General features: G+C 36.4%; 8 protein-coding genes. All 8 read right to left on the bottom strand.

The window, feature by feature from the left end; translation table 11 throughout:
- Positions 1-225: 225 nt before the first annotated feature.
- On the bottom strand, positions 226-3429 hold the full coding sequence (locus EOJ36_RS11650) for a TonB-dependent receptor (RefSeq protein WP_127805582.1): 3204 nt from the start codon (positions 3427-3429) through the stop codon (positions 226-228).
- A 192-nt stretch (positions 3430-3621) separates the two neighbouring features.
- Positions 3622-4005, bottom strand: a complete 384-nt coding sequence (locus EOJ36_RS11655; protein ID WP_127805584.1) for a hypothetical protein — start codon at positions 4003-4005, stop codon at positions 3622-3624.
- A 157-nt stretch (positions 4006-4162) separates the two neighbouring features.
- Positions 4163-5227 carry a phosphoglyceromutase gene (locus tag EOJ36_RS11660; RefSeq protein ID WP_127805586.1) on the bottom strand — a complete coding sequence of 355 codons (1065 nt, stop codon included), beginning with the start codon at positions 5225-5227 and terminating at the stop codon, positions 4163-4165.
- Positions 5228-5294: 67 nt separating this feature from the next.
- Positions 5295-7343, bottom strand: coding sequence for a glycoside hydrolase family 97 protein (locus EOJ36_RS11665; protein WP_127805588.1), 2049 nt, complete (start codon positions 7341-7343; stop codon positions 5295-5297).
- A gap of 361 nt (positions 7344-7704) precedes the next feature.
- Positions 7705-11064, bottom strand: a complete 3360-nt coding sequence (locus EOJ36_RS11670; protein ID WP_238944489.1) for an efflux RND transporter permease subunit — start codon at positions 11062-11064, stop codon at positions 7705-7707.
- Between the two features lie 75 nt (positions 11065-11139).
- Positions 11140-12252 (bottom strand): efflux RND transporter periplasmic adaptor subunit, encoded by a 1113-nt coding sequence (locus EOJ36_RS11675; protein WP_127805592.1) that lies wholly within the window; start codon positions 12250-12252, stop codon positions 11140-11142.
- A gap of 17 nt (positions 12253-12269) precedes the next feature.
- Entirely contained in the window at positions 12270-13607 is a 1338-nt protein-coding gene (locus EOJ36_RS11680; RefSeq protein ID WP_238944487.1) for a TolC family protein, read from the bottom strand.
- Complete coding sequence (locus tag EOJ36_RS11685; protein ID WP_127805594.1) at positions 13604-14209, bottom strand: TetR/AcrR family transcriptional regulator; 606 nt, start codon at positions 14207-14209, stop codon at positions 13604-13606. Before EOJ36_RS11685 ends, EOJ36_RS11680 begins: the two co-directional genes overlap by 4 nt.

The raw sequence follows: 14209 nt of genomic DNA on the forward strand, positions 1-14209 counted from the left end.
TGTTTAAATGCTTGATACAAATTTGAAAAACACCAACTTAAAATGAACTTAAAAAACTACAATCAATGAAATATTCTTTGATTTATTCAATTTTTTATTTAAAAAATAAAAAGTGAGCCAGTGAGCAAAGTAAGCCAGATTTTTAAATCGAACTACTTGCTCACTGGCTCACTGGCTCACTTTGCTCACTCTGCTCACTAGCTCACTTTGCTCACTGACTCTCTCTTAGAAAGAATAACGTGCACCAACCTGCATCTGCCATCTTGAACCTAATTGATCGATAGAATAAGCTGATGGAGGAGTTGAGAACTTGAATAAAGGGTCTGCAGAACCTGAATTTGTTCTTGTTAAGCCTAAACTTGCAGTTGAGTTAAATGTATTTGGTGAGAAATAAATTCTACCCCAAGAAGAATTAATCAAATTCGTTGCATTAATAATATCCAATGAGAATTGTAAATCATTTCCTTTTTCGTTTAACTTAATCGTATGCAACAATTTCAAGTCCATTGTTGTGTTCCAAGGTGTTCTTCCACCATTTCTTTCAGTAAAATTTCCTTTACGAGTACTTAAATACTCATCAGATTCTACGAAGTTCATGAAAGCCTGCGCTTGAACTGCTGCCGTTCCTGATTTAGCATCATCAACAAAGTATTTAGTTGCTTCAGTAACATCCTTGAATATATAGGCTAATCCAGCAGCTTGTGGTGTATTTGCTAAGGTAGAGTTAACAAATCCCCATGTGAATGGATTACCTGACTGTGCACTGATTACACCAGATAAAGTTGTGGAATGATTTTTGTTCCAACCCTTTGTGTAACCAAATTGAGCAATAATTCTATGACGAATGTCAAAGTTTGAATAGGCTAATTTAGGATCATTAGGATTCAACGACTGATTCAACTGCCAGTTAGATTCCATTGAGTTACGAATACCATTTGTTAAATCATAACTTTTTCCATAAGTATAAGCTGCCATGAAATTGAAACCAAAACTATATGTTTTAGAAATCTGAGCGGTTAAACTGTAACGATAACCTTGATCAGTATTTGACAATTCATAGGCATTTGAAAAGTTTGAATTTAACTTTTGTCCTGTTGCACCACCCGACAAATATACTGGCATCTGGCGATCTGTATCGAATGAATAATATTTAACAGAGTCTTTCAAATTCACTTGTTGGAATTTCAAATCTGAAATAGTCTTTGTGTAGATACCTTCTAAAGTCAATTTGTAACCATTAACTGTTTTATCAACTGCTAAAGAACTTCTCAATACCTGTGGCATTTTAAAGTTGTTCGACATTGCATCTACCTGCGTTAAGCTTTTTTGACCATTGTTGAATGCAAATGTTTTTGCACCATCTGCCAATACATCTCCTTTGTTCTTACCAGCAACATTGTTTACGTCAAAAGCGCCGAAACCAACACCGTCATTATAGAACGCATAACCTAACCAAGCGAATGGGATACGACCCGTAAAGATACCTGATCCACCACGGATGATTGTAGAGCGATCTCCGTTGACATCATAATTAAAACCGATACGTGGTGATGCCAATACTTGACCGAAAATCTTATTAGAAACCTGATTCAATGGAGTAGTTGCTGTGTAGGTAGTACCTGCATTTGCATCTGGTTTAGTAGCAGCCGTCTGTGGACTCAATGTTGGAGAGTCTGTAGAGGCTAAGTCGAAACGCAAACCTGGAGATAATTTTAATTTGTCGTTTACCTGAATTTCATCTTGGAAATACACACTGTATAAACCTACGTTAAAAGATGCATACGGATTGTTAAAAATTGCATCGCGGTCATTGTTGGTAAATGAATAGGATCCACGCACACGGTTTACGTTTGATGCAAAGAAGTCTGCTAAAGATTTATAAGCCACACGACCATTCCAAGAGTTCACAAAACCATAATCAATTTTATATAACTCATTGTGAGTACCTACTAAGAAGGTATGATTTCCTTTGAACCAAGTGAAGTTATCCGTGAATTCAAATGTTTTTTGTTTCATGTTGAAAACTGTTGCCTCACGCTCATTTCCTAAAAAAATAGTACCACCGTTGTGAGAAATTTCAACTTGAGGGAAAGCGAAGTTTCCACTACTTGGCACACGGTAATCGCTGATATCTGAATAACCTAAAATTAAACTGTTTGAATAGTTTCCGAAATGTGATTTTAATTCTGCAACCGTAGAGCTATTTCTATTTACTTGTTTAAAGTCCATTGAACCAAAACGGAAGTTAGCTGCATCTCTTTCTAAGTTAGTTGCTTCTGAAGCCACAGAAGAGTTACGAATCGACAATTGATGTTTTTCTGAAATATTCCAATCTAAACGATTGAAGAATTTAGTCGATTTAGAATAAATGGAATAATCTGCAGCAGCACCTGGATCAAAACCATATTTAGTTTTCAAGAAATCTGTGATTTGGTTAGCAGTAGTAGAATTTATCAAAGAACTTGGATCATTGGAACCGTAAAATAAAGGCTCATTTCTTTGTGTAATTTCTTGATTTGTAAAAAAGAATAATTTGTTCTTTATCAAAGGCAATCCTAATCTAAAGCCCGTTTGAAAATCCGAATATCCAGATGGTATCTTTGCTCCATCGGAGGCATTGTTTGGTCCGGTGATAATTGCATTTCTGCCATAACCATAGGCAGAACCTTTCACCTGATTAGTTCCAGTACGCGTTACAGCATTAATAGAACCTCCTGTAAAATTACCAATCTTCACATCATAAGGCGCTACGTAAACTTGAACATCTTGGATTGCATCTAATGAAATTGGGTTGGTACGAGTAGAAGAACCTGGCATTCCAGAAGTTCCACTTTGACCTCCTAAAGAAGGTGAAAATCCGATGGCATCATTATTGATCGTACCATCAACGGTTACGTTATTGTATCGAAAGTTTGTACCAGCAAAAGAGTTTGAAGAAGAGCCTTGCGGGGTTAAACGCGTCATATCCGTCAAACTTCTATTCAAAGTTGGTACTGCTTTAATGGTTGTTTCGCCTAAAGTAGTCACTGCGCCTGAACGAGTTCCACCTTTATCAGCTTTCACAACTACCTCTTTTAATTGTGTAGCCTCTTCGGCAATCTCAATCGTAACAAATGGATTTGCTCCTAAAGTTAAATTTATGTTACCTTGCTTGAAAGTTGCATAACCCACAAAGGTTACACTTACAGTATATGGCCCACCTGGATTCATGTTTGCCAAGGTGAAGTTTCCATTGATTTGTGTGGAGGCACCATATTTAGTTCCTGTTGGCTCATGTATCATATATACAGTCGCACCTGGAATTTCTTCCCCTTTTTTGTCCTTTACCTTACCTGTAAAAGTAGAAGTTGTAATTTGTGCCGAAACTTGAAAAATGAAGCCTATAAATAAGGCCGTCAGCGTCCATTTTACTTGCTTAAAATTGTACATTTTTAATATTTATAATTTTACAACACAAAATTACGAACATCAAAAAACGTATATGTTAACAAATTATAAACAAAATATTACTTAAATATTAAATTCAAAAAAATAAAAATATAATTATTTTTATAACACGAGTAATGCCATCAGGAAACCCGATGGCATTGACCTAAAACACCAATATAATTTCTTAATATTTTATTTTACCATTAATTCTAGCAATTTTACCTGAGAAGATTTCCCATTTTGATCTGTTGCTTGAAAGGTGAAATTTATTTTTGAACCGGAGGGCAAATCCTCTATTTGATAAGATTTTAAATATTCAACTGACTTTTGTCCAACAAAATTTTGGACATCAAATGCTATGCCGTTTTTATACACCACTACGTATTCAATTCCAGCCTCAGCACTTAAAATGGCTTTTAATTGAACCAGCTCTCCTTTTACTCCAAAAACGGGAGCATTTACCTGAATTGTCGGGGAAGGCACAAGAGAAGAATCTTTTTGACAAGAAATTGCAATAAATGCTGTAATAGCTAGAATAAAAAATAGTTTTGGGAACTGAATTGCTACTTTTTTCATTGTTTAAATTCGAACATTTTAACAATACAAAATTAGGCACATCGACTTGCAACTATGTTAAGTCAATGTTTAACAATCTTTATTAAATTGTTATCCAATCAAAAGCTTGATAACAATTTAATAACAAAAAGAAAGCAAATGGATAATATTGGAATGTTTACTTTTTAATAGATTTAAAATCCACCCGCATCAAGTCAGCAACTTTATGAATTAAATCCTTGGTGTAAGTTTGCTCTTTGCTTGAAACTTCTCCCAAGTTGGCAACCCCTTTCCCCAGCATTACATACCAGGTTTGGTGGGAATCTAAAACCTTTTGTCCATGAGAGGTCCACTGAGATTTAATTGCCTCCCCACGACCATGATCTGTGGTAATTAATAACGTCGTATTATCTTTAAATTCTGGATCAGATTGAACAAAATTCCAAATATCGCTTACATATTTATCAAATGAATGCGCTCCATCTAAATAATAAGAATAGTTTCCTTCATGGGCAAATTCGTCCGTATCACCATAAGATAAAAATGCAGCCAATGGTTTTTCCTTTTTCAAATAATGCATAATCTGGTAATGCATAAATACATCCAAAACTTCTCCTTCACCAAAAGGCCTGTGGGTGTCTTTTACCATATTTGTTAACAATTGAGCATTTGCGTCTTTTCCGACACTCACATATTCGTCAAAGGCATTTATAACTGGAAATCCTGATCGATTTTCATTTAAAATTCGATCAAATGCTCCCCAAGCTCCAAAAGCCACCACCTTTCCTTTGTAAGTGGGTAAAGTATTTAAATACTCAAAAAAATTGGTATTGGGATTCGGTTTATAATCGTTAGAATTCACAGCTGTATCCACTTGACCCGTTGTCAATTCACTATACCCCGGATAAGAAAACCAATAGGGATTACTTACATTCATCATACTTCCCTTATCTCTGTTTCCATGAATTTGACCTTTCGATTGAATCGTACTCCAAAAAAATGGCATCAATTTTTGTCTTCTTTCCTCGGCAGTATTTGCCCAATATTTCTTAAAAATTTCCAGGCTATCGCCATGATGATATTTTTTATTATTGGCAATTTCCGGATCCATGCCACGAAATACATCTTGCCAACGAAGGCCATCTGTCATGATTACAATAACATGATGGTGATTTGTCTTAGTTTGAGCAAATAGTCCCAAATTAAAACAAAATGTAAACAGAATTAAAAGTCTTTTTATCATAAAATTTTATTTTTATAAAAATAAAAAAATCAAATAAGCACCCAATTTCCCCAAGGTAAACAAATTATTATTTCTCTAAAATCTGAATCGCCACTCCTCCTCCTGGCGCCAAATTTAAAACTAAAATACTGGAAGCATCTACCTCCGTTTTCTCAATTACAAAAGCCTCCGGATTTTTCTCAAAATGTGCATCTGCTGCATCTTTATAAATCACAGCCTGATATTTTTTCCCCTTCTCTAAAAAATTACAATTGACTTTATAGCTTCTTCCATGCTCATCTGTTACCGCTCCAACGTACCAGTTCCCTTTACCTTTCTCCTTTCTAGCATATCCAACATATTCCCCCGGTTCAGAATCCAACACAATCGTTTTGCTCCAATCTACCGGCACGTCTTTGATAAACTGAAAGGCATCCATGTGTTTTTCGTAATTTTCTGGTAAATCTGCTGCCATGTGCAAAGGGCTATATATTGTAATATATAACGCTAATTGTTTTGCCAATGTGCTCAAAACTTTCTGAGTTCTATCCTTTTCAAACTGATTCAATTGAAAATGAAATAAACCCGGTGTATAATCCATCGGCCCGCCCATTAATCGAGTAAAGGGCAAAATGGTTTGATGCTCAGGATTGATTCCTAAAGTGGGTGCATTATTAAATTCTGTTCCTCGGGCGGCCTCGTTCGACATCCAATTAGGGAAAGTTCTGTGCAAGCCCGTTGGATGAACCGGCTCATGCGCATCCACCATGATTTTATATTCAGCTGCCTTTTCAGCCACACGTTGGTAATGATTCACCATCCATTGACTATCATGATACTCTCCACGTGGAATAATCCGACCAACATAACCCGTTTTTACTGTATTAATCGAATTGTCGACCATATATTGAAAGGCTTTGTCCATACGTCGCTCATAATTGGTCACCGCTCCCGATGTTTCGTGATGCATGATCAATTTAACGCCTTTCGATTTGGCATATTCTTTCAATTGGGCTAGGTTATATTCGGGATATGGACTCACAAAATCAAATACTTCTTCTTTCCAATTTCCAAACCAATCTTCCCAACCCTTGTTCCAACCTTCCACTAAAACGCCATCAAATCCGTGTTTAGCTGCAAAATCAATGTATTTTTTAGTGTTTTCGGTTGTAGCTGCATGTTTTCCACCTGCCATTTGCCAGGTACCTTTTCCGATGTGCATTTCCCACCATACTCCCATGTATTTTTGCGGTTTAATCCAATCAGTATTTGTCAATTTGCTTGGTTCATTTAAGTTTAAAATGAATCGAGAGGCCAATAAATCTTTTGCTTGTGAAGCAACCTGAATAACCCTCCATGGGGTAGAAAAACCCGTTTCTAAATAGGCTTTATTACCAACTGCATCAGAAACTAAATGACTATGCAAAGAATAATTTGATCGATCCAATTTCAACATCATGGCGGGATAACCAATTAATGCCGCTTCATGAATATTGATATAAATTCCCTCGTTTGTTTTCAAGGTTAGCGGAACTTGAATCGTATGGTCATCTACCAAGGTGGTAAGGGCAATATCCTTTTCCTTCTCAGCTGCTTTTAGAGCATCCACTTCTGAAAGCAAAGTAGTTTGGTACAGATATTCGTTGGTGTCATAATCGCCCGGAATCCAAAATGCTTTATGATTTCCCGTCAATTGAATTTGACTCAATTCCTCTTTTATAATAAAGTGCTGTAAATTATCCTGTTTCGGGAAACTATATCGAAAGGCTACCCCATTACCAGAAACTCGAAATTCAACATCAAGTTTGATTGAATTTAAACCGATGGTACTCAAGTGAAAAATCAACTTTTTGTGATGATCTTGAATTACATCCTCTTCACCCCAAATTGGCCTCCAAGTAGAATTTGATTCAGAAGAATCTATTTTAATGATTGAAAAGCGATTCAAATCAATGGCAGGCTTCGCTAAAGAAAATCCAAGTTTTGAAGGTGCAACAATTTCTTTACCCTTGAATAAAACTTGGTATTGAAACTGATTTTGATTCAAACCTGCTTTTAATTGAAAATCCTTGAATCCAACATTTATAGTTTGTGCAAAGGAAAGTAGAGGGAGGAGAAATAGGAGGAGAAAACGCATATTGGGTTATGGGTTATGAGTTTTGGGTTGTGAGAGGTTCCTGAACAATTGATGTCTTATTTTATCAGTTTGGTGATAGGGAAATTTAATTATTTTTTTTAGGGGAAATGCAACCCCTATCCCCGCCAGGGTGGCCCCCTGCAATTTAAGGTTTTTTTTGAAAAGAAATTTGATATTTTTTCCCGAATGTAGGATTTAACAATGGCTTACTTTATTAAGATTAGGGATACTTAAAAAGGCTGTGGAATTTCTCCACAGCCCTAAATTATCAATTACTTCATAAATCCTCACCTTCTAACATCAACTCCATAACCCATAACCCATAACCCATAACCCATAACCCATAACCCATAACCCATAACTAAGAAAACCTTTCTCTAATCCGCTCCGAGATATAATACATACAAGGCACAATAACCAACGTAAGTACTGTTGAGAACGTTAATCCAAAGATGATTGTCCAAGCTAAAATTCCCCAGAAAACGGCAGAGTCTGAACCAATGAATATATGTGGATTTAATTCTGTAAATAAGGTTACAAAGTCAATCGACAAACCAATCGCTAATGGTATTAAACCTAATACAGCCGCAGAAGCGGTTAACAATACCGGCGTCAAACGAATTCCTCCACCTTCTATAATGGCTTCTTTCAATCCATACCCGCGTTTAAATCGTAATTCTTCAATGAATTCAATCAACAAAATTCCGTTTTTCACAACAATTCCTGCTAAAGCAATGATACCAACGCCCGACATAATTACTGAGAAAGTCATTCCAAAGGTCATAAAGCCTAAAAGAACGCCAATCAATGACAATAAAATGGTTGCAAAGATGATGAATGGCTTTGTTGCAGAATTAAACTGTGTGGCCAAAATCAAATAAATCAATACCAAAGCTGCACCAAAGGCTAAGCCTAAGAAACTCATCGATTCCTTTTGATCTTCTTGCTCACCACCCATTCTAATTTTATATCCTTGCGGCAAATCCATGGTCTCAAACAAATTACTCAATTCAGATACGATTTCATTCGCGTTGTAACCTTGTAATACATCGGAACTCAAGGTAATCATACGCTCTTGATTCTTACGATTGATCTGAGAGAATGAAGTTGCATAATGTACCGAGGCAATTGAATTCAAGGGAACCTGACGTAAGGCTCCACCCATATTCATATCACGATACGTTATATTCATCGATAGCAAACGCTCAATTTGATTTCTCGACTCGCCCTTCAATCGCAATTGAATTGGATATTCATCTTTGATATCTCTAAACTTTGAAATCTCAGCACCAAACAAACCCGTACGCACTGCCATGGCAACTTGTGCAGAACTTATACCTTCTCTACTTGCCTTTTCGCGATCCACATCAATGATAATCTCTGGCTTATTCGTAACCAAATCAGATTTCAATTCTTGAATACCCTGAATACCTGATTTTTTAACCGCAAAACGTACTTTTTTCTCCAAATCCAATAAGGTCAAGAAATCGTCACCTGAAATTTCAATAGCAACTGGCTTACCTGTTGGTGGACCATTTCTCTCTCGCTCTATGGCCATTTCAACACCAGGAAGTGGATTTTTAAAGAAGTAATCTTGAAATTTATTCAATAATTCTTGGGTACTTCTTCCATCTCTTTCAGTCAATTTCACAAAGGCAACTGTAACTTTCGATTTATTTGGAGTTGCCGCGCGGTCTGGATTCATTGGATCTCCCGCATTTTTTCCAACGTTAGAAATCACTGAGTTGACAAGATTTCCTGCATTTTCCTTTTTCAACAATTCGAAAACTTTCTGTTCTACCACCTTGGTCACAGAATCCGTCACACGTGCATCTGTGCCGACAGGCATTTTGTTGTAAATATAAATGTAATCCGGATCACCAGAAGGGAAGAAAATCACCTTAGGCTTTACAATTCCCATGATCACAAACGTAAAGATCAATAAGAAGAAAGAACCCACAACCACGTAAATAGGACGTTTTCCTGTGATTACATACTGAATTAATTTTCTATAATTATTCTTGAAATTTGGTAAAGTTTTCAACTGGAAAGGAACAATCATCTTTGGGGTGATGATAAAATGATTCAACACATAAATTCCTAAACAAAACAGGAAGAAATTTCCAAATCCGAAATTTCCAATCCCAAATCCAAGCACATAGCCTGCAACCGACAAACTCAATAAGATAAATACGGTCTTACGAATATCTGCAAACTCTGGTGCATGCACATCGTTCGATTCTTCATCGTGTCGCTTCATAAATGAAACCGCAAAAACAGGGTTCATTACATACGCTACGAACAAAGAAGCAAACAAAGTGATGATTAAGGTCATTGGTAAGAACTTCATAAATTCACCCACCATACCTGGCCAGAATAACAAAGGCAAGAAGGGAGAAATAGTGGTTAATGTACCTGTTAAAACGGGCACAAATACCTCAGATGCTGCCAGTTTTACCGCCTCCGCAATGCTCAATTTCCTGAAATTGTTGTACAAACGGTGAGCGTTTTCAATTACCACAATGGCGTCATCCACCACGATACCCAAGCCCAACAAAAATCCAAATAATACGATAGTGTTCAGCGTAAAGTCGAGTCCTGGCATGAAAAGGAAAGCCAACAAGGCAGAAAGTGGCACAGATAGTCCCACAAAAACCGCATCCCTAACACCCATAAAAAACATTAAAACAATCACCACAAACACGAAGCCTAAAACAACCGTATTGATCAAATCTGCTAAGTCGCCACGTGTTCTTTCTGATTGGTCTGCTGTTATTGAAACGACCAATCCTTTCGGAAAACGATTTTCGCGATACTCTTCAATAGTTTTTTCTATGCGATCTGCCGCTTCAATTAGATTGGCTCCACCACGTTTAATCACGTTCAATGTGATTACAGATTTTTTATCCAAACGAGCAAAATCTTGCTTTTCTTCATAGCTATCCGTAACCTCTGCAATGTCTTTCAAACGAACCGTTGCTCCAGTGCTTGAACGTAATATCAAATTACCTACCTGCTCAACAGTTTTAAATTCTCCTGTAACTCGTAAGGCTCTTCTAACACCCCCAACATTCAATTCTCCCCCTGAAATGTTTACGTTTTCTCCTTGAACTACATTTTGAATGTCATAGAAAGATACACCTGAACTTTGCATTTTTGCCAAATCTAAATTGATTTGAATTTCGCGTTTCAAGGCACCTAAAATATCCACACGAGTAATTTCCGGCATTCCTTCAATCTCGTCTTGTAAATCTTCTGCATATTTCTTCAACTTGTCGAGAGGGTAATCCCCCGCAATGTTGATATTCATGATCGGAAATTCCGAGAAATTCACTTCCGCCACAGAAGGCTGACGCGTTAAATCTTTTGGCAAATCAGCTATCGATTTATCAACAGCATCTTGGGTTCGCTGCTTAGCAACGGCCACATCCACATCAGTGTTAAACTCAATAATGATGATAGAAACATCTTGAAGTGAGTTTGATTTGATACGTTTAATACCCGTTGCCGACTTCAATTGTTTTTCAATAGGCTTGGTAATCGTATTTTCAATATCCGTTGGCGTTGCACCTGCATAAACCGTTTGCACCACCATTTGTGGAATAACGATATCCGGAAACTGTTCCTTTGGTAAGCTTCTGTAAATCATGAAACCTGCCAAGAAAATGATAAACGTAAAGATGTACACGGTTGTGCGATTGGTACTCAACCAACCCACCATGTTATAGATGAACCCTTTGCCTTCTGGCAATTGTTCATTTTTTATATTATTTTCCATTGAAATAAATACGATTAATTAAAATGTTACCGCCTGTCCATCTACCAAATCTTGGTAGCCTTGTGTGATCAATTGCTCACCTACTTGCAAGCCCGAAACCACTTCTACCTGTCCATTGTACGATAAACCTAAGGTTACAATTTTGGCTTTGGCGATTTTCTTGCCACCTTCTTCAACTGCTACATACACCAAACTTCCCTTTTCTGTTTTTTGAATCAAATTTTCATCAATTACAATGGCTTTGGCTTTCGTTACATCATTGATATTGATTACAGCCAATTGGTTTGGTTTTAATTCATTTCCTGCATTTGGGATAGCAGCCTCAATATCAAAAGTTCTTGTCAATGGATTGACCATTTTAGAAACAACTGAAATTCTTGCTGAAATCTCTTTGTTGATATCCGGAAATTTCACTGAAATTGGATCACCCACACGAACAGAACCCACATAGGTATCTGAAACTTTAGCTGTAATTTTCAATTTACCTAAATTGACAATTTGTACAATTGGCATACCTGGAGAAGCCATTTCGCCTGCTTTCTGGCGAACAATTTCAATCGTTCCTGAGATAGGTGCTACCACACGTGACATCGACAATTGTGCCTTCAAGGTCACTAATCTTTTTTCCAAAGCCTCTTTATTTGCTTTTGCAGATAAAAACTGAACCTCTGTACCAATTTGTTGATCCCACAAAGTCTTTTGTTTTTCAAACAAAATTTTTGCTAAGCCCAATTGGTTTTTAATTTCTTCCATCGACTCTTTTAAAATCGAATTATCCAAGGTAGCAATCAATTGCCCTTTGCTTACATTTTGTCCAGCTACAACTGGCAAGGTAAGGATTGTTCCACCTGTTTGTGGGCTCACCAATACAGTATTTTCAGCCACCACAGAGCCTTGAGATTCTACAAAGTGTTTGAAATCTTGTCCTATCAAAGGAGTAACCGAAACAGCGACTGTTTGATTGTTTTCATCCTTTTTATTGGTTCCTAATTCTTTTTCTAAAACTGCAATTTTCTGAGTAATCTCTGCTGCTTGTTTTTTCAAATCAGCTAATTCTTGCTTTTTATCTACCGATTTTGAACAAGCTGCCAAAATTGCGATACTGCTTAAAAGATAAATGTACTTTTTCATTTCTTTAATGTTTTTATTTATTCGTTATATAAAGTGCCATTTGCCTTTTCTAATTCAACTTTTGCAATTAAGGCATTGTATAGGGCGGTGAAATAATTTACTTGTGATTCTTTGATAGAGGCCTCTGCGTTCAATACTTCTAAACTTGAACCTACACCTTGCTTGTATTTAACCCGAGATACACGAGAAATCTCATCTGCTAATTCCAAATTTGATTTTTGTTCACGTAGCGACTCCAAGGCATTTTTCAAAGAAATACTACTTTGATTTCTTTGAAGATCAATGCTAGATTTTAATAAATCAAAGCTTTGACGAACCTTTCTTAAATTATTTTCAGATTGAATGCTTTTGTATTTTTTAGAGAACCCATCAAATATTGGAATTTGAATGGCAAGTGATAAAGCTGCATTGTCAAACCATTGCTTTCTAAACAAATCGCCAAAGGCATTTGCTCCTGTATTCATACCATAATTTCCACTAAATACAACACGAGGTAAATATCCTGCTTTGATATTTTTCACATCCAACTCCGCTAAGTTTTCCTGGGTTTTCAACATGGAATACTCAATTCGATTTGCATAATCAAAAGGTGCAGAATCATTAGATAAAATTTGAAGATTTACGGATTCCAAATTGTCTTTTAAAGAAATTTTTTCTTCCAAGGGTAAAGACATCTGAAATTTCAATAAGCTATAACCTAATTCCTGAAGACGCAACAAATTTTCATGTTCCGTTTTCAAATTATTAGATTGAACTTCCAAACGTTGTACGTCTATTTTTTCGGCAAAACCTGCTTTATTCAATGCACGTGTATCCTTTAACATAGAATCTAGCCGACTAATGTTTGCATCCAACAAACCCATGCGCTTATCATTTACCAAAATTCCATAATAGGCTTTGGTTACGTTTTCTGCGACTTGCTGCTTAGATTGTGTTAAACTTTTTTGTGATAATTCCTTATAAACTGCAGAAGCTTTTAATCCCAATAAATAGGAACCATCAAAGATTAATTGATTCAAACCTACGCTTGAAAATCCAGAATTTTCAACTCCAAATTTTGCAGCGATCAACTCTCCATCTGCGGCTGAAGGGTTAAAAATCTTTGCAGGGATAAACATACGCTGCATTAGCACATTGTTTGTAAGGGAAAAATTGCCATTCACCTGTGGCAAGCCGATTGCTTTGATTTCATTAATTTTGGCGTCTGCATTCAACACATCAATTTGGGCATTTTTTATTTGCGTGTGATGTGAAACGGCATAATCCACAGCCTCCTTTAAGCTGAATTGCTGAGCCCATAGGCTCGTACTTCCCATAAGAAGCAGCAAAGTTGATAATTTTCTTAGGCGGATCATTTATTTGTTTTATTTAAATACGAATTATATACTTTTAAACCTTTTTCGGTCATGATGCCTCGCATGAAATAATCAAGCGCATCCAATTGCATATCATAAACTGATTTAGTTGAATTTTCAAAGAATTCCGGATCAAAAATCAGATGCACCTCTGCCATTCTCAATTTGGCAATCATTTCTACAGATAATTCAGGTCTGAAATACCCATCCGAAATGCCAGATTTCAAATCACTGACCAAATAACTATACATCACATCCTTTTTATGTTGTTCAAATATTTGAAATGATGCGGGATGATACTTTTGGATTTCAAACATTAATGCAGGATTCAATTCTACTAACATCTCCTTCATAATTTCAAATGACTTAAACATTTTTTCAATTACATCGGGATACTTTTGATTCAATTCCTTCCATTGGCAAGTATCTTTTTCAATAAAGCTCTTTACTACTTCATTGACCAAAGTATCCTTGTCTGGATAATGCAGATAGATAGTTTTTTTGGATATTCCCAAGTCTGACGCAATGGTATCCATGGTTACAGATTTCACTCCGTAACGAAAAAATAACTTTGTTGCCCTATCAAGAATTCTAATTTTCAT

Origin of the sequence: Sandaracinomonas limnophila (assembly GCF_004005965.1) — a bacterium.
Lineage (GTDB): Bacteria > Bacteroidota > Bacteroidia > Cytophagales > Spirosomataceae > Sandaracinomonas > Sandaracinomonas limnophila.

Excerpts from the sequence above, each read along its gene's own strand:
- EOJ36_RS11655 (WP_127805584.1), bottom strand. The coding sequence starts at position 4,005 with ATGAAAAAAGTAGCAATTCAGTTCCCAAAACTATTTTTTATTCTAGCT.
- EOJ36_RS11660 (WP_127805586.1), bottom strand. The coding sequence starts at position 5,227 with ATGATAAAAAGACTTTTAATTCTGTTTACATTTTGTTTTAATTTGGGA.
- EOJ36_RS11670 (WP_238944489.1), bottom strand. The coding sequence starts at position 11,064 with ATGGTGGGTTGGTTGAGTACCAATCGCACAACCGTGTACATCTTTACG.
- EOJ36_RS11680 (WP_238944487.1), bottom strand. The coding sequence starts at position 13,607 with ATGATCCGCCTAAGAAAATTATCAACTTTGCTGCTTCTTATGGGAAGT.
- EOJ36_RS11665 (WP_127805588.1), bottom strand. The coding sequence starts at position 7,343 with ATGCGTTTTCTCCTCCTATTTCTCCTCCCTCTACTTTCCTTTGCACAA.
- EOJ36_RS11675 (WP_127805592.1), bottom strand. The coding sequence starts at position 12,252 with ATGAAAAAGTACATTTATCTTTTAAGCAGTATCGCAATTTTGGCAGCT.
- EOJ36_RS11650 (WP_127805582.1), bottom strand. The coding sequence starts at position 3,429 with ATGTACAATTTTAAGCAAGTAAAATGGACGCTGACGGCCTTATTTATA.
- EOJ36_RS11685 (WP_127805594.1), bottom strand. The coding sequence starts at position 14,209 with ATGAAAATTAGAATTCTTGATAGGGCAACAAAGTTATTTTTTCGTTAC.